The organism is Paraburkholderia sejongensis (assembly GCF_020880815.1).
GTDB lineage: Bacteria > Pseudomonadota > Gammaproteobacteria > Burkholderiales > Burkholderiaceae > Paraburkholderia > Paraburkholderia sejongensis.
Map to the genome: position 1 here is coordinate 257,097 of NZ_JAJITD010000011.1, position 15,396 is coordinate 272,492.

16 protein-coding genes are annotated in these 15,396 nt (G+C 65.0%); 7 read left to right on the forward strand and 9 right to left on the reverse strand.

Features of this window, described 5'->3' with window-relative positions:
* The first annotated feature begins 53 nt into the window (after positions 1-53).
* Genes LJ656_RS22585 through LJ656_RS22605 form a run of 5 tightly spaced genes read left to right on the forward strand, consistent with a single transcriptional unit; the run spans position 54 to position 4,496 of the window.
* The gene (locus tag LJ656_RS22585; protein WP_230511652.1) at positions 54-620 is read left to right on the forward strand and encodes a carboxymuconolactone decarboxylase family protein; all 567 of its coding nucleotides are present in this window, start codon (positions 54-56) and stop codon (positions 618-620) included.
* The gene (locus tag LJ656_RS22590) at positions 617-1,696 is read left to right on the forward strand and encodes an acyl-CoA dehydrogenase family protein (protein ID WP_230511653.1); all 1,080 of its coding nucleotides are present in this window, start codon (positions 617-619) and stop codon (positions 1,694-1,696) included. Before LJ656_RS22585 ends, LJ656_RS22590 begins: the two co-directional genes overlap by 4 nt.
* On the forward strand, positions 1,693-2,457 hold the full coding sequence (locus tag LJ656_RS22595) for an ABC transporter ATP-binding protein (protein WP_230511655.1): 765 nt from the start codon (positions 1,693-1,695) through the stop codon (positions 2,455-2,457). The genes LJ656_RS22590 and LJ656_RS22595 overlap by 4 nt, the downstream gene beginning before the upstream one ends.
* A 28-nt stretch (positions 2,458-2,485) precedes the next feature.
* Entirely contained in the window at positions 2,486-3,676 is a 1,191-nt protein-coding gene (locus tag LJ656_RS22600; RefSeq protein WP_230511656.1) for an ABC transporter substrate-binding protein, read from the forward strand.
* Positions 3,669-4,496 (forward strand): ABC transporter permease, encoded by an 828-nt coding sequence (locus tag LJ656_RS22605; protein ID WP_425605989.1) that lies wholly within the window; start codon positions 3,669-3,671, stop codon positions 4,494-4,496. Before LJ656_RS22600 ends, LJ656_RS22605 begins: the two co-directional genes overlap by 8 nt.
* Before the next feature lie 43 nt (positions 4,497-4,539).
* On the opposite strand, the gene LJ656_RS22610 is transcribed toward LJ656_RS22605, so the two are convergent.
* The 4 genes from LJ656_RS22610 to LJ656_RS22625 all read right to left on the reverse strand — a co-directional run bounded on the left by LJ656_RS22610 (position 4,540) and on the right by LJ656_RS22625 (position 9,063).
* Positions 4,540-5,895, reverse strand: coding sequence for an LLM class flavin-dependent oxidoreductase (locus tag LJ656_RS22610; RefSeq protein ID WP_230511657.1), 1,356 nt, complete (start codon positions 5,893-5,895; stop codon positions 4,540-4,542).
* Positions 5,896-6,026: 131 nt separating this feature from the next.
* Positions 6,027-7,283: a Zn-dependent hydrolase gene (locus tag LJ656_RS22615; RefSeq protein WP_230511658.1), complete on the reverse strand. Its 1,257-nt coding sequence runs from the start codon at positions 7,281-7,283 to the stop codon at positions 6,027-6,029.
* Positions 7,276-7,836: an L-2-amino-thiazoline-4-carboxylic acid hydrolase gene (locus tag LJ656_RS22620; RefSeq protein WP_230511670.1), complete on the reverse strand. Its 561-nt coding sequence runs from the start codon at positions 7,834-7,836 to the stop codon at positions 7,276-7,278. The genes LJ656_RS22615 and LJ656_RS22620 overlap by 8 nt, the downstream gene beginning before the upstream one ends.
* Positions 7,837-7,857: 21 nt before the next feature.
* Positions 7,858-9,063 carry a branched-chain amino acid ABC transporter substrate-binding protein gene (locus tag LJ656_RS22625; RefSeq protein ID WP_230511672.1) on the reverse strand — a complete coding sequence of 402 codons (1,206 nt, stop codon included), beginning with the start codon at positions 9,061-9,063 and terminating at the stop codon, positions 7,858-7,860.
* 215 nt (positions 9,064-9,278) lie between these two features.
* Here LJ656_RS22625 and LJ656_RS22630 point away from each other — a divergent pair, with 215 nt between their 5' ends.
* Positions 9,279-10,178: a LysR substrate-binding domain-containing protein gene (locus LJ656_RS22630; protein ID WP_230511674.1), complete on the forward strand. Its 900-nt coding sequence runs from the start codon at positions 9,279-9,281 to the stop codon at positions 10,176-10,178.
* 106 nt (positions 10,179-10,284) lie between these two features.
* Here LJ656_RS22630 and LJ656_RS22635 read toward each other — a convergent pair whose 3' ends face one another.
* The 5 genes from LJ656_RS22635 to LJ656_RS22655 form a co-directional block, all read right to left on the reverse strand.
* On the reverse strand, positions 10,285-11,034 hold the full coding sequence (locus LJ656_RS22635; protein WP_230511676.1) for an SDR family NAD(P)-dependent oxidoreductase: 750 nt from the start codon (positions 11,032-11,034) through the stop codon (positions 10,285-10,287).
* Between the two features lie 194 nt (positions 11,035-11,228).
* A complete protein-coding gene (locus LJ656_RS22640) occupies positions 11,229-11,630 on the reverse strand; it encodes a nuclear transport factor 2 family protein (RefSeq protein WP_230511678.1) in 402 nt (133 codons plus the stop codon).
* Positions 11,631-11,697: 67 nt separating this feature from the next.
* On the reverse strand, positions 11,698-12,108 hold the full coding sequence (locus LJ656_RS22645; RefSeq protein WP_230511679.1) for a DUF427 domain-containing protein: 411 nt from the start codon (positions 12,106-12,108) through the stop codon (positions 11,698-11,700).
* Positions 12,109-12,171: 63 nt separating this feature from the next.
* A complete protein-coding gene (locus LJ656_RS22650) occupies positions 12,172-13,371 on the reverse strand; it encodes an MFS transporter (RefSeq protein WP_230511680.1) in 1,200 nt (399 codons plus the stop codon).
* Between the two features lie 63 nt (positions 13,372-13,434).
* Positions 13,435-14,181, reverse strand: a complete 747-nt coding sequence (locus LJ656_RS22655; RefSeq protein ID WP_230511682.1) for an SDR family NAD(P)-dependent oxidoreductase — start codon at positions 14,179-14,181, stop codon at positions 13,435-13,437.
* Between the two features lie 147 nt (positions 14,182-14,328).
* Here LJ656_RS22655 and LJ656_RS22660 point away from each other — a divergent pair, with 147 nt between their 5' ends.
* Positions 14,329-15,210: a LysR family transcriptional regulator gene (locus LJ656_RS22660; protein WP_230511683.1), complete on the forward strand. Its 882-nt coding sequence runs from the start codon at positions 14,329-14,331 to the stop codon at positions 15,208-15,210.
* The last annotated feature ends 186 nt before the right edge of the window (positions 15,211-15,396 follow it).

Sequence of the window (15,396 nt, forward strand, 5' to 3'; positions counted from 1 at the left end):
ATTGCCGGCTCGACGGGCGGCGTCAACAATGAGGCTTTCCGATCGAGGATGCCATGAGCCGTCTGCCTCTCCAGTCTATTGAAAGCGCGCCCGAAGCCAGCCGCCCGTTTCTCCAGAAGTCGCAAGCCGCCAATGGCTTTCTGCCGAATCTGGTTGCAGCTCTCGCCAATGCTCCCACGGCGCTCGAGACCTATCTGACCGTCGGCGAAATCAATTCACGCAGCGGTCTCACGCTGGCCGAACGCGAAGTGGTGCAGATCACTGCCGCCGCTATTCACGGCTGCGGTTTTTGCGTCGCGGGTCATACGGCTGTCGCGTTAAAGAAGGCGCAATTGGCCGAAGCGGTCGTCGACGAAATCCGCGCCCAGGGCGTTATCTCCGACGTGCGTTTGAATGCCGTCGCCGCATTTACCCGTGAAGTGATCGCCACGCGCGGCGCCGTGTCCGACGACGCGCTCAAGGCATTCAAATCCGCCGGTTACAGCGACGCCAACGCACTGGAAGTCATTCTCGGCGTGAGCCTCGCAACGCTGTGCAACTTCGCGAACAATCTGGCGCGCAACGACTTGAATCCGCAACTCGAAGCGTATCGCTGGGCCCCGAAGGCGCAGGCGGCATGAACGCGCCCGTGAGCTTCGAGGCGCTCGACGCCTGGCTCGACGCCAACGCCGAGGCACTCGACGTCGACTCATCCCGCGCAGCGGAGATTCTGCCGCAACTGGTGCGCTCGCGTGCCGTCGCCGTGGGCGTGCCCGAAGCGCTGGGCGGCAGCGGCGGCACCATCGCGGATGCAATCGAAACGGTCGCCGCCGTCGCACAACGCTCGCTGACGGCCGCATTCGTGCTGTGGGGACATCGCACCTTCATCGAATACGTGCTGCAAAGCGAGAACCCGGCGCTGCGCGCCCGCTGGCTGGCGCCGCTGGTCGCCGGCGAGATCGCGGGTGCCACGGGGCTGTCCAACGCGATGAAGTATCTGTCCGACATCGAGCCATTGCAGATGCACGCGACCCGCAGCGGCGACGCGTTCGCGCTGAACGGCGCTCTCCCGTGGATCACGAACCTGCGGCGTGAAGGTTTCATCGCCGCCGCAGCCTTCGATCACGACGACGGCTCGCCGCCGTCCATCTTTGCGATTCCGCACGATGCGCGCGGCGTCGAGCGAAGCGACGATCTCGACCTGATTGCGCTGCGCGCGAGCAATACGGCTGCGCTGCGCGTAGACGGCACGGTGCTCGACGACACGTATCGCCTCGCCGCCAATGCACCCGTTTGGCTTGCCCGCGTGCGTCCGGCATTTCTCGGTCTGCAATGCGCAATGTCGATCGGCCTCGCGCGGCGTGCACTGCTCGCCACGCTGGACGCGGGCGAAGCGTCGCGCGGATCGATCCGGGAAGAAATTCACGAACTCGAAGCGACACTTGCCGATCAATCTTCGCGATTGAAGCAAGGCGTGCTCGACGGCACCTTTTTCAACGCGCCCGCGACGATGTTCGAACTGCGCATCGCACTCGCCGATATCGTCGCGCGAGCCGTCTCCCTCGAAGTGCAGGCGACCGGTGGACGCGGCTATCTGCGTGGCCAGAGCGGCGGCGCCCGGCGTGTGCGCGAGGCGTCGTTCATTCCCATCGTTACACCGAGCCTCGTACAGCTGAAGGCGCAGCTCGCGCGGCATCGACGGACGGCGGCGGCATGACGTACGGCTCGCATATCGTCGTGAGCGGCGTCAAGTTGCGCTATGCGACGCGCGGTGTGTTGAACGGCGTGGATCTGTCGGTCGGCCCGGGCGAGCTCGTCGCGCTGCTCGGACCGAGCGGTTGTGGCAAGTCTTCGCTGTTGCGGGCCATCGCTGGGCTGACGCGCACTACGTCCGGCGCGATTCGCGTCGATGGCGAAACCGTCGATGGACCGCGCCCGGAGATCGCGCTCGCGTTTCAGGACCCGTGTCTGCTGCCGTGGCTCACGGTGGAGCGCAACGTCGCGTTCGGGCTAAGCTTCGCGCGGCAACCGCGACTCACGCGCGCGGTCCGCAAGGAACGCGTGACGAATGCGCTGGCCGCGGTCGGGCTGGAGCATGCGCGTCACTGGCTGCCGTCGCAGCTGTCCGGCGGCATCGCGCAGCGCGTCGCGCTGGCGCGCTGCCTCGCACGTGAGCCGCGCGCATTGCTGCTCGATGAACCGTTCGGCGCGCTCGACGAAGTGACCCGCGCCGACATGCAGCAGCTTCTGATCGCCGCCGTGCGCAACACAGGCGCATCCGCGCTGTTCGTCACACACGACATCGACGAAGCGCTGCTCGTCGCCGATCACATCGTGCTCCTCGGCAATCGCGGCACGCTCGTGGGACGCTGGGCAGTCGACCTGCCGCGGCCACGTCACAACCAGGTGCGCTCGCTCGGCGAGTTGCGCATCTCCATCCTTCAGGCGCTGCAAGACTCGATATCAGAGGCAGCCTGAGTCCGGCAGACACACGCGGGGAATCTTTATGTGCAACGTACCGATGTCACGACGCGAATGGCTCAAGCTCGCGTCGCTTTTTACCGTCGCAGGGGCGGCGCCGCTGCTCAGATCGCTCGATGCGCGAGCCGCCGCCGATCCGGATGCGCCCGTGCGGATCGGCTACCTGCCCATCACCGATGCAACGCCGCTGCTGGTCGCCCATAACAATGGTTATTTCGATGCGGCGGGCGTCCAGGCTGAAAAGCCGACGCTGTTGCGAAGCTGGGCGCAACTCGTCGAGGCGTTCCTGTCGGGACAGGTCAACGTCGTTCATCTGCTCTCGCCGATGACGGTGTGGGCACGCTATGGCAGCAAGGCGCCCGCGAAAGTCGTCGCGTGGAATCACGTGAACGGATCGGCACTGACGGTGTTGCCCGACGTGAACAGCGTGGCCGAACTGGGCGGCAAAACGGTTGCCGTGCCGTTCTGGTACTCGGTGCATAACGTCGTGCTGCAGGACCTGCTGCGCGCCCAGGGGCTCACGCCGGTGCTGAAGCATGCGGGTACGCCGGGGCCAAAGGAGGTCAACCTGATCGTGATGGCGCCGTCCGACATGCCTGTCGCGCTGGCCTCGAAGCAGATTGCGGGCTATATCGTCGCGGAGCCGTTCAATGCGGCAGCCGAGCAGCTGAACGTCGGCAAAATTCTGCGCTTTACCGGTGACGTTTGGCGCAACCACGCGTGCTGTGTGATCTTCATGCACGAGCAGGACCTGACGCAGCGCGCGGCGTGGTCGCAGAAGGTCGTCGATGCGATCGTCAAGGCGCAACTGTGGACGCGTGCCAACCCGCAGGAGGCGGCGAAGCTGCTGTCGAAGGAAGGCCCTAACCGCTACACGCCGCACGCGCCGCAACTGCTCGCGCGCGTGCTGGCGCCCCAGGCCGCCGATCAGGACCGTTATCTCGGCGACCGTGCGATCCAGCACGCGGACTGGAACTCGAAGCGGATCGACTTCCAGCCGTATCCGTATCCCAGCTACACGGAAGAACTCGTGCGAAGACTTAAAGCGACCCAGGTGGAAGGCGCGAGTCAGTTTCTCGCGTCGCTCGATCCGAAACAGGTCTCAGGCGATCTGGTCGATGACCGCTTCGTGAAGAAGAGCATCGAAGCATCGGGCGGCCTCGCGGCGTTCGGTCAGCAATCGGGTTATATCCGCCGGGAGACGATCGTTGTCTAGCGTGCTCGTTCATCAGACTTCATCATCCGGGCGCAGCCGCAAGCCGGCCTCCGCGCATTGGCGCAGTGTCGTGCTGGGCGTCGCGGGCCTGGTCGCCACCTTGGCGCTCTGGTGGCTCGCCGTCACGCTGCTCGCGGGCCATAACGCGATGACCGCGCAGTTCGCGCCGCAGCGCGCGCTGCAAGCGCTGCCTGCCCTCCTCGCCAACGATCAGCTACTCGTGCATGTGGCGACCAGTCTTAAGCGAATCGCCGTCGGGCTTGCATGGGCACTCGTGATCGGCGTGCCGCTGGGTTTCGCCATCGGCCGTCTGCGCTGGCTCGAACAGACGCTGTCGCCCACGCTGCAATTGCTGCGCATGATCTCGCCGCTTTCGTGGATGCCGCTTGCCGTGATGTCGCTCGGCGTCGGCGATCGCGCGGTGTATTTTCTGCTCGCGTTCGCCGCGGTCTGGCCGCTTGCGATGAGCACCGCTTCAGGTGTCGCGCATCTCGACCGGCGCTGGATCCAGCTTGGCGAAAGTCTCGCCGCCACGCGCGCGGAAATGCTCTGGCATATCTATGTGCCGGGCGTCGCCGCACACGTGCTCACGGGCGTGAGGCTCGCCATCGGTATCTTATGGATCGTGCTGGTGCCCGCGGAAATGCTCGGCGTGAGCGCGGGTCTCGGCTATCTGATTCTCGATACACGCGACCGGCTCGCGTATTCGGAACTGACTGCCGTCATCCTGGTGATCGGCGTGCTGGGTTTTCTGCTGGATCTCGCGGCGCGCGCGATCGCTGCGCGCCTGTCGAGTGACGCGACGATGCGGGCCCAGTAGATCCATGTGTAACGCCGACGCGACCGGGCACGGCGCAACGATCTTACCGTTGCGAAATAGCCGAGCGATCGTCGACCGCAAAAAACCGGTTTGCCGGTCGCGGCAAGCCCAGATGGTCGCGCAACGTATTGCCTTCGTACTCGCGACGGAATATGCCGCGCCGTTGCAACTCCGGCACGACCTTCCCGACGAAGTCGTCGAGGCCCGCGGGCAGATACGGAAACATCACGTTAAAGCCGTCGCTGCCCGCTTCCGTCAGCCATTGCTCCATCTCGTCCGCGATCGAGCTGGGCGTGCCCACCATCTGCAGCCCCGAGTAACCGCCGACCCGTTGCGCGAGTTGACGGACGGTCAAACCCTCCTCGCGGGCCCAATCCACCACACGCTGCCTCGCGGACCGGCTCGCGTTGCTTTCGGGGATCTCGGGCAACGGTCCGTCGGGATCCAGTGCGGAGACGTCGTGACCGAGGGCGATCGACAGGGAGGCAATCCCGCTGTCGTAGTGGACGAAGCTGTCGAGGCGCTCGCGTTTTTCATGCGCTTCTTCGAGCGAGTCGCCAACCACGACGAACGCACCGGGCAAAATCTTCAGGTGGTCGGGATCGCGGCCAAGCTTTTCCATCCGCGACTTCACGTCGGCGTAGAAACGTTTGCCGGCTTCCAGATCCGGCTGCGCGGTGAAGACTGCTTCGGCGGTTTCGGCCGCCAGCTGCCGCCCCGCCTCCGATGATCCCGCCTGCACCACCACCGGCCAGCCCTGCGGCGGCCGCGCGATATTGAGCGGTCCGCGCACCGAGAAGTAGTCACCCTTATGCGCGAGAACGTGCAGCTTCGCCGGATCGAAATATTCGCCGCTCGCCACGTCGCGCACGAACGCGTCGTCGGCCCAGCTATCCCAGAGGCCCGTCACGACGTCCATGAATTCGCGCGCGCGACGGTAACGCTCGTCGTGCTCCATGTGTTCGTCGAGACCGAAATTGAGCGCCGCGTCCGGATTGGACGTCGTCACCACGTTCCAGCCCGCGCGGCCGCCGCTCAGATGGTCCAGCGAAGCAAAGCGGCGCGCGACGTGAAACGGGGTGTCGAAGGTCGTCGAAGCCGTTGCGACGAGACCGATTTTTTCCGTCACCGCAGCGAGCGCCGACAGTAACGTGAACGGCTCGAACGAGGTCGCGGTTTGGCCGCGCTTGAGCGCATTGACCGGCATGTTCAGCACGGCCAGATGGTCCGCCATGAAAAATGCGTCGAAGCGCGCGCGCTCGAGTGTCTGCGCGAAACGCTTCAGATGTGCGAAGTTGAAATTGGCGTCGGGGTACGCGCCCGGAAATCGCCATGCTCCGGTGTGCAGGCTGACGGGGCGCATGAATGCGCCGAGATGCAACTGTCGGATCCGTGTCATGGCTTCGGCCGCCCGAAAATAAAAGCTACACGATACTCCTGACGGATCGGAGTCGCTGAAGCGTCAACGCGTCCGCTCTAACGCGCCTGCCCAACGGCTCGACGGCTCGACCGGAGCGGTGGTAAACGGTTCTAACCAGCGCTCGCGAGTATCGCGTGCAGCAATACGTTCGCGCCCGCCTCGGCCCATTCCGGCGTGATCGCTTCAGCTTCGTTGTGGCTCAGGCCATCGATGCAGGGCACGAAAATCATGCCCGTCGGCGCAACCCGCGCGAGATAGCACGCATCGTGTCCCGCGCCGGACACGATGTCCGCATGCGACAAACCCAGCGCGAGCGCGGCATCCCGCACGGTATCGACGCACTGCGCGGCGAACGGTACCGGCGCGTAATCGAATATCTGTTCGATGCGATGCGCGAGTTGCGCCTCTTGCGCCACGCGCGCAAGTTCCGCGCGCAGTTGCGCATCCATTTCCGCGAGCGTCGCCGACTCGGGGTGGCGAAACTCCACCGTGAAGAAGCAGCGCCCCGGCACCGTGTTGCGCGAGTTCGGCTTCGCGTCGATCATGCCGACCGTGGCGCGCGCGTGCGGCGCATAGCTGCGCCCGAGCGCTTCGACGAACGTGATGATGCGCGCTGCCCCCGCGAGTGCGTCGCGGCGCAATTCCATCGGCGTGGTGCCGGCGTGCGCGTCGACCCCTTCGAGTTCGATCTCGTACCAGCGCTGCCCTTGCCCCGCCGTCACGACACCGATGGTCTTGCCGCTGCGTTCGAGAATCGCGCCCTGCTCGATGTGCAATTCGTAGGCGGCGTGCACCGGCGTGCCGCCCACCGGCGCATCGCCCGCATAGCCGATACGCGAAAGCGCCTCGCCGATCGTCGTGCCGGCGGCATCGCTGCGCGACAGCCCATAGTCGAGCGAATACACGCCCGCGTAGACACCCGAGGCGATCATCGCGGGAGCGAATCGCGAGCCCTCCTCGTTGGTCCACACCACCACCTCGATGGGATGCTCGGTCCGCACGTTCGCATCGTTGAGCGCGCGCACCACTTCGAGTCCGCCCAGCACGCCGTAGATGCCGTCGTAGCGGCCGCCGGTGGGCTGCGTGTCCGCGTGCGAACCGGTTAGCACGGGCGCGGCATTCGCGTTGCGGCCCGCGCGCCGCGCGAAGATGTTGCCGATGCGGTCGACGCGAATCTCGCAGCCGGCCTCGCGCGCCCACTGCACGAACAGATCGCGGCTTTCGCGGTCCAGTTCGGTGAGCGCGAGACGGCAGACGCCGCCCTTCGGCGTCGCGCCGATTTGTGCCATGCGCTCCAGCGAGTCCCACAGCCGCGCGCCATTCACGCGCAGCGCGCCCCGTTCGGCGAGCTTGTCGATGTCAGTCATCCGCGCGTTGCTCCGACCGGTCGCCGGCTTGCGCATCACGCACGCGGTAGCGAAAATCGCAGCGTTTTCCGCCCTGCATGATGGTGCTCGTGCGCGTGAGTTCCACGCGCGGATCGTAGCCCGCGATGAATTCGCTGTCGCGCGCGCAACTGAGCAGATGGCCAATTTCGCCGAGTCCCATCGCGTGATACATCTGCGCATAGCTGCAGCGCTTGACGTCGTAGTCGTAGGCCTCGTCGTCGGCTCGCAGCGTTTGCACCTCGAGCGCGTCGTCCTTTTCCCACAGTACCTGCAACGCGACGAACGACGCGATACTCGGGCCGTTCGGCTCGCGCGCCGCGAATTCGCGTCCCGCGTCGACCGCCGCGCCGCGCACCGCTTCGGCGATCACGGCCTGCGCGCGCTCGATGCCGAAGTCGCGCTTCAGGATCTCGTAGATGGGCTTGATGATCTCCGCCTCGATGCGCCGGCGCGCGAGGATGCCGAGCGTTTCGCCGTTGCCGGGCGCGTCTTGCGCGGGGGTGTCGGGGGCGTCGTGAGAGTGTTGCGTCATGGTGTTTTCTCCTCGCTCCAGTTAGCGCGCGGCGGTTTTTGCCGCCGCCGGTACGGCGGGCTGCGCCGCGGCCTTCGACGGCGTGTCGCCGCCCAGCACGTCGACCACGTCCCACTTGCCGCCGCGCACCTGATAGATCGTGTACGCGGGGTCTTTCAGATTGCCTTGGGCGTCGAACGCAATCGTGCCCGTCACGCCGTCGCGACGGATCGTGTGCAGCGCGGCGACGAGCTTTTTCGGGTCGGTCGAGTTCGCCTGCTGCGTGGCGGCGATGAGCGTGGCCGCGGCGTCATAGCCGAACGGCGCGTGCAGCTCGATCGGCGCGTGCCAGCGCGCGCGATACTGCGCGTCGAACGCGGGTCCTCCCGGCATCCGCTCGAGCGGACGGCCCGGCTCCAGCGCCGTGACGCCGTCGCCCGCCGGACCCGCGATCTTGACGAAAGTCTGGCTGACGAAACCGCCCGCGCCCAGCAGCGGCGCCTGAATGTTCAGCTGACGCATGCGGCGCACGAGCGGCGCCGCTTCCACGTCGATGCCGCCGAGGAAGATTAGGTCGGCACGCTTGCCCTTGATTTCCGTGAGCACGCCGCTGAAGTCGACGGTTTTGTCGGTCACGTACTGGTGATCGATCACGTTGCCGCCGTTGGCCTGAACGCCCTTGATGAACTGGTTCGCCAGTCCCGCGCCGAATGCGGTCTGGTCGTCGATCACGGCGATACGCCGCGCCTTGAGCGTCTTCACGGCATAGGCGCCCGTATAGGCGCCGCTGTCGTCGTCGTGGCCCATGATCCGAAACGACGTATCGAAGCCTTGCTGCGTGTACTGATGCCCGGTCGAAGCGGGCGCGATCTGCGCGATGCCCGCGTCGTGATAGACACGCGCGGCGGGCACGCTACAACCGGTGTTCCAGTGACCGACCACGCCGACCACATGACGGTCGACGAGTTGCTGCGCGACCGTCACGGCCGTGCGCGGATCCGACTGATCGTCGGCGCTCACGAGCTTGTAGAGAACCGGCTTGCCGCCGATGGCCGGATGCTTCGCGTTGGCATCGTCGATGGCCAGTTGCGCGCCGTTTTCAAGATCCTTGCCGATCCGCGCCGATGCGCCGGTAAGCGGCGCGGCCAGCCCGATCAGGACGAGCTGCTCGTCCTGGGCGTGCGCGCAAAGCGCGAAAGTCAACGCGGCTAGCGCGGCAAGCGGCGACAACAGAGCGTTCTTTTTCATGTGGAGAGTCTTCGTATCGATGCGTGGGACGACCAGGCTGGCCTCTATCACCCGGCCCCTGAATGTTGAGAAAGATTAAGGTTCGGGGCACCCGCGCATAAATGAAGTTTCGTTCTATCGTTATGTCTGCTCGCCCATTTAGCGCCTAATCTGCTGATTTTTCTCGATAAATCACTTTCTCACCACCGCCCGCTCACTTCGATAAAATTCGATACATGAATAAAATTCAACATATCGCGGAAGATCCGCCGTTGCGGGCGGTACGGGCGTTCGAGGCGTTCGCTCGCCACGGCTCGGTGAGTACGGCCGCTCGCGAACTCGACATCACGCCGTCGGCAGTGAGTCATCAGTTGCAGTTGCTCGAATCGTTCGTGCAGACGCCGCTCACCGTGCGCAGCGGACGCTCGCTCGTGCTCACCGACGAGGGCCGCGATTACTACCGCTCGATCAGCGCGGCGTTTTCGGTATTGCGCAGCGCGACGGGTTTCGTGCGTGAGCGATCGTCGCGGCGGCAGATCACGATCAGCCTGATTCCGCTGTTCGGCATGGGCTGGTTCATTCCGCGCCTGCACGACTTTCTCGCCGCGAATGAAGATGTCGACGTCACCGTGCTGTACGCGAATCACCGCAACTACCGCAGCGACGCGGCCGACCTGTCGATCCGCTTCGGCACCGGCGACTGGGTCGGATATACGAGCACGCCGTTGCTCTCGGGCGCGGTGGTGCCGGTGTGCACACCGCGTTTTCTGCAGCGCCATGGCCCGTTGCGCAAGCCTTCGGATCTCGCCGGCGTGCCGCTCGTGCACGACGAAGACCGCAGCACCTGGGTCAACTGGTTGCAAAGCGCCGGCGTGCGCCACCTGACGCGCGCCGAGGGGCCGCTCTTCGAGGACGGTCAACTGACGCTGAGCGCCGCCCTCGCCGACCTTGGTGCCGCGTTGTTGCGCGAGCCGCTGGTGTCGCGCGAACTGGCGTCCGGGATGCTGCGCAAGCTGTCCGACCACGAACTCGACGACGGGCGGCACTACTATCTTTGCTGGCGCGCCGACGCGGAATTGCCTGACGGGGCGCAACGGCTCGCAACGTGGTTGCTGGAGTCGATGAAGGGGTCGTGACAGGCCCGGCGCTCGAACGCGACTCGCGGGTATCGACGAGCGCCCCTACCTTGATTCGCGGGAGCGGTCCGGCAGGCTGCATCGGGCATGGTCGTCTGCCGGCGTGTCAGAGCTTCGAGCCGCCGTCGACGCGCAGCGTGTCGCCGGTCACCCAGCGCGCTGCGTCGGAAGCGAGGAATAGCGCCGCGCCTGCGATGTCGTCGGGTTGCGCCACGCGCTTGAGCGCCTGCAAGCTGAGTGTGAATTCGCGTCCGGCGTCGGTTCTGGCGAAATTCGACATATCGGTCTCGACGACACCCGGCGCGATGGCGTTCACGCGGATACCGCGCTCGCCGAGCAGCGCGGCGAAGTGCGTGACCAGCGTGTCGATCGCTCCCTTGGTCGCGGCGTAGGCGGACAGGTTGCCAACCGCGCTGCGGGCAGCAAGCGAAGACAGCAGGACCACACTGCTGCCTTCACCCAGCACAGGCAGCAACTGCTGGACGAGGAAGTACGGTGCACGCACGTTGACCGCGAACAGGCGGTCGAAATCTTCGACCGTCGTTTCATCGAGGGGCGCGTTCTTCGAGATACCGGCATTCGCAACGAGAACGTCGAGGCGGTCGCCGACCAGCGTGCGCACGTGGCGGGCCAGTTCGTGGGGGCCGTTTGCGGTGCTCAGGTCAGCGGCGACCTTGTCGGCCAGACCGTCCGATGCGCGGATCGTTTCGACCACGGAATTCGCAGCCTGCTCGTCGCTGCCGAAATGCACCAGCACGCGCGCGCCCGCTGCGGCCAGGGCGACAGCGGTTGCACGGCCGATGCCGCGCGAAGCGCCCGTGACGAGGGCGGTCTTGCCGTGAAGATCTGTACTCACGATTAATTCTCCTTGAATCACACGTCGAAGATTCGGGCGGGGCGACTAATGGCTCAGGAAAGGAATCTGGAAACGTCTTTCAGGAAGCGCTCTGGGTATTGGTCGAGCGAACCGTGATTCGCATCCGGATAAATGATCAGGTGGGCGCTCGGAATGTGTTGGCGTAGGTCGCGCCGAAGATTTGCCTGCGCGAATCACGACGGAAAACGCTCGCCGAACATGGGCAGGCCGCTGACCGACTGCGCGGCACTGGCCTCGTCCTGGAGCACGTCCCAGTGTTCGGCCAGCTTGCCATTCTCGAAACGCACGATATCGGCTGCGATCCACGCGGTTGGCCTGCCGTTCCCGGAAAACCTGCCGTGCGCGATGACGTAATCGCCCTCGCCCACCACGAGCTGGTTCTCGTAACGCAACGTGTCGGGCAAGGTGCGGATCAGGTCGAACAGGCCCTCGCGTCCCGGCGCAATGTGCGCGCTGTGCTGGATGTAGTTGTCGGACCAGAAGCGCTCCGCTGCGGCGTAGGCGCGCTGATTGAAGAGCGTATTGAAGGCCTCGAGAAGTAGCGCCTTGTTTTGTGCGGGGGTGGTCGTGGTCATGTCGTTCTCCAGTGGCTATCAGGGCACTTCGAATAGGCGGCTGCGGCGAGTTCAGGCTGTCGCGCAATTAATCGGACGTTGCGTCGGCGGGCAACTCCTCGATCGCGTCGATCCGGTCGGGGTAAAAGGCCAGATGCTCGCGAATCGATGCGACGGCTGCGTAAGGCTGCTCATAGGTCCAGACAGCGTTGATGCCTCGTTCGCCGGCGGAAGGGATCGAGAAATACGCGCAGTCGCCTTTGTATGGGCAGTAGGTGGCGTGGTCGGTGCGCTCGAGCAGCGTCATGTCGACGTCTTTGCGCGGGACGTAGATCACTGCCGGGTAGCGTGCCTCGCGCAGCGTCAGCGCCTCGCGGGTATCGGCGACTGTCTTGCCGCCGGCCTTGACGACAATCCTCGACGGATGGCGTTCGATCGTGATTGGATGATCGGGGCCCGGAATCTTGACGGGTTTTTCGTTTGACTGGGTGGTGCACATATCGACTCCTTGTTGGAAGTGCGGAGAGCAGCGGGCTTCCCGAAGGGGCCCGCCGGATGGCGTTCAGCAGGTCGCGGGCTCGTCGATCCTGCGGGGACGCCCGCCGGTCAGCGCGAGCGTCAGGATCGAGACTACGGCGAGTCCCACGCCGAAGAACATTGCGTTGAAGAGACCAAAGCCGTCGACGATCCGACCGCCGAGGAATGAGCCCAGGGCGATCGAGATCTGGAAGTTGGCGACGAACAGCGCCATGCCGCCTTCGCGCACTTCGCGAGTTGCCTGGGCCATCCACATCTGCAGGGCGACCGGCAGCGCGCCATACGCGGTCCCCCACACAGCCAGCGCGACCAGAACCGACGGCCGGCTGGCGCCGAGGACGGGCAGCATCGCGAGCGGCACCGCGATAAACAGGATGCTTGCAATCAAGGTCGTCTTGACGTTGCGTTGCGCGGCGGAGCCACCGATGAAATTACCGGCCAGACCGACGACCGTGTAACCGAGCAGCAGCGACGAGATGACCTTGCCGCCAAAGCCCGACACTGTCGCCAGGAACGGGGTGATATAGGTATAGGTCGCAAATTGTCCACACAGGACTAGCGTCATCGCTATCAGCCCGATGCGGGCCGCTCGAGTACCGAAGATACCGAGCAGATCGCGCGCAGCGACCCGGTGAGAGACGTGCAGAGACGGCAACGAAACCCACTGGGCGAGCAGCGCCGCGATGGACAGAGCGAGCGCTGCGCCAAATGCGGCACGCCAACCGGCCAGTTCCCCGATCAGTGCGCCGGCCGGACCGCCGATCAACATGCCGAGCGAGACGCCCGCGAAGATCAGCGACGTGGCCTGGCCGACATGCTCCTGCTGCACGAGTCGGGCGCCGAGCCCCACACTGATCGCCCAGAATCCGCCGATTGCGAATCCGAACAGCGCGCGGGCCACGACGAGAATCGCGAAGTTCGGCGCCAGCATGGCCAGCAGATTCGAGATCACGAGCAGCAGGCCCAGGCCCAGCAGCACACGCCGACGGTCGAAGCGTCCGACCGCTACGGTCAGAAGCGGCGCGGCGATGGCGGCCAGCAGACCGGGTGCCGAGACCATGATGCCGGCGGCCCCGTCGCTGACGTGCAGTCCCTGGCTGATATAGCGCAGGAGCCCGACGGGGAGGAATTCAGTCGTGCAGAACACGGTCGCGCTGAGTGCAACCGACACAACCGCGAGCCAGTTTCGCGTGCGCGGGGGCTCGATAGAGGTGGCTTGCGTCATGATGTGTTCCGGTGCGTGGATCGTGTTGGGTTGCCGAAATGACAGCGTTGCGGCTCGACGCGCCTAGCGCTTCGAGCCGCCGTCGACATGCAGCGTCGCGCCGGTCGTCCATCTCGCCTGGTCGGAGGCGAGAAAGGTGATGGCCGCGGCGATGTCCTCGGGTTCCGCGAGCCGTTTGATGGCCTGCAGGCCGAGGGTCACGTCGCGGCCTTCGTCGGTGCGGGTGAAACTCGACATGCCGGTTTGCACTACGCCGGGCGCGACCGCGTTCACGCGGATGCCGCGCGGTCCGAGGTCGGCTGCCAAATGGCGTACGAGCGTATCGACGGCGCCTTTCGTCGCGCAGTAGGCCGATAACCCGCCGATGGCCGCGTGCGCCGCGAACGACGAAAGCAGCGTGACGCTGCTGCCCTTGCACATGATCGGCAGCAGTTGCTGAGCGAGAAAATACGGAGCGCGAACGTTGACGGCGAACAGCGCATCGAAATCCTCCACGTCTGTTTCCTCGAGCGTGGCTACCTTCGCGATGCCAGCGTTGGAAACGAGGATGTCGAGCCGGTCGCCGACAATGGCCCGGACGTGGCGCGCAAGACGGTGCGGCCCGTCCGGTTCGGCCAGATCCGCCTGAATGCAGCGGGCACGGCTGCCCGCCGCAGTGATCTCGGCGACGACGGCCTCGGCCTCGGACGCACTGCGGCCATAGTGAACGATGATCTGAGCGCCTGCCTGCGCGAGCGCAAACGCCGTGGCGCGTCCGATGCCGCGGGAAGCGCCAGTGACGAGCGCGGTCTTTCCTATCAGGGTGTTCATGATCGTCCGTCCAGCAGATAACTAACGCTAACGCGAAAGAGGTTTCGTCCGGCTGATGTGATCGAACGATAGCCCGCACTTGTCCCCGTGAAAAAGACTTTGTAAGCTGATCCCCATACCTGTCAGGCATGACTCAAAGGAACGCGCATGGAACTGCGTCATCTTCGTTATTTCGTCGCTGTGGCTGAGGAGGGCAGCCTGACCGTCGCGGCGGAACGTCGGCTCTACACTTCCCAGCCGTCTTTGAGCCGGCAGATCCGGGACCTCGAATACGAAGTGGGTGCGCAACTGTTCGTGCGCAGCGCGCGCGGCATCGAACTGACCGACGCCGGCAAGGTATTTCTGGACCATGCACGCCTCGCCCTTGCGCAGGTCGATGCAGCATGCGAGGCGGCGCGGCGTGCGGCGCGGCCATTGAAGCCGACGTTTGCCGTGGGCTTCCTGAGCGGGCAGGAAGTGACCTGGCTCGGCGAAGCGACTCGTGTGCTCGCGAGCGATCTGCAGAACATCGAAATGACGGTGTCGAGCGAACACTCCCCTGAGCTTGCAGAGGGATTGTCGACGGGACGGCTGGACGTCGCCTTCATGCGTGCCGAAGCCAACCGGCCCGACCTCGAGTACGTGACGGTCGCACGCGAGCCTTTCGTCGTACTGATGCCGAGCGACCATCGCCTCGCGGCCTTCGACGAGATCGACGTGCACGACCTGGCGAGTGAACTGTTCATCAGTGGCTCGGACGTAGCCGGCCCCATGCGCGGCGCGATCGATAACTATCTGGCGACAAACGATCTCGCCATCGAGCCCGCGCATCGCGTTCACAACCTGACGATGGCGATGTCGCTGATCGCCTCGACGAGAGGCGTTGCACTGCTGCCCGCCTATGCCGAGAAGCTATTGCCCTGGTCGGTGACAAGCCGACCACTCAAGGGCGAGCCGCCGAGAATTGAGCTTGTGGTCGGCTATAACCGGAACAACCGTTCAGCGATCCTATCCACGTTTTTGTCGCGCCTCGACCAGATCAAGCAATAAGTTGGACGAGGTGGCGGCCGGCTCGTGAACTATGGTGACAAGCGCTGATTGCGAACCTGCGTGCGCTGAAACGTACTGAAAGAAGCTGATTCCCGCCGGTGCTGAATCACTCCGGATGCCTGATCAATTCCGGCGACACTCGTCAGGCCAGCCCCCTTGCGTTCCGCTTACGAGCATGTGGGTCAC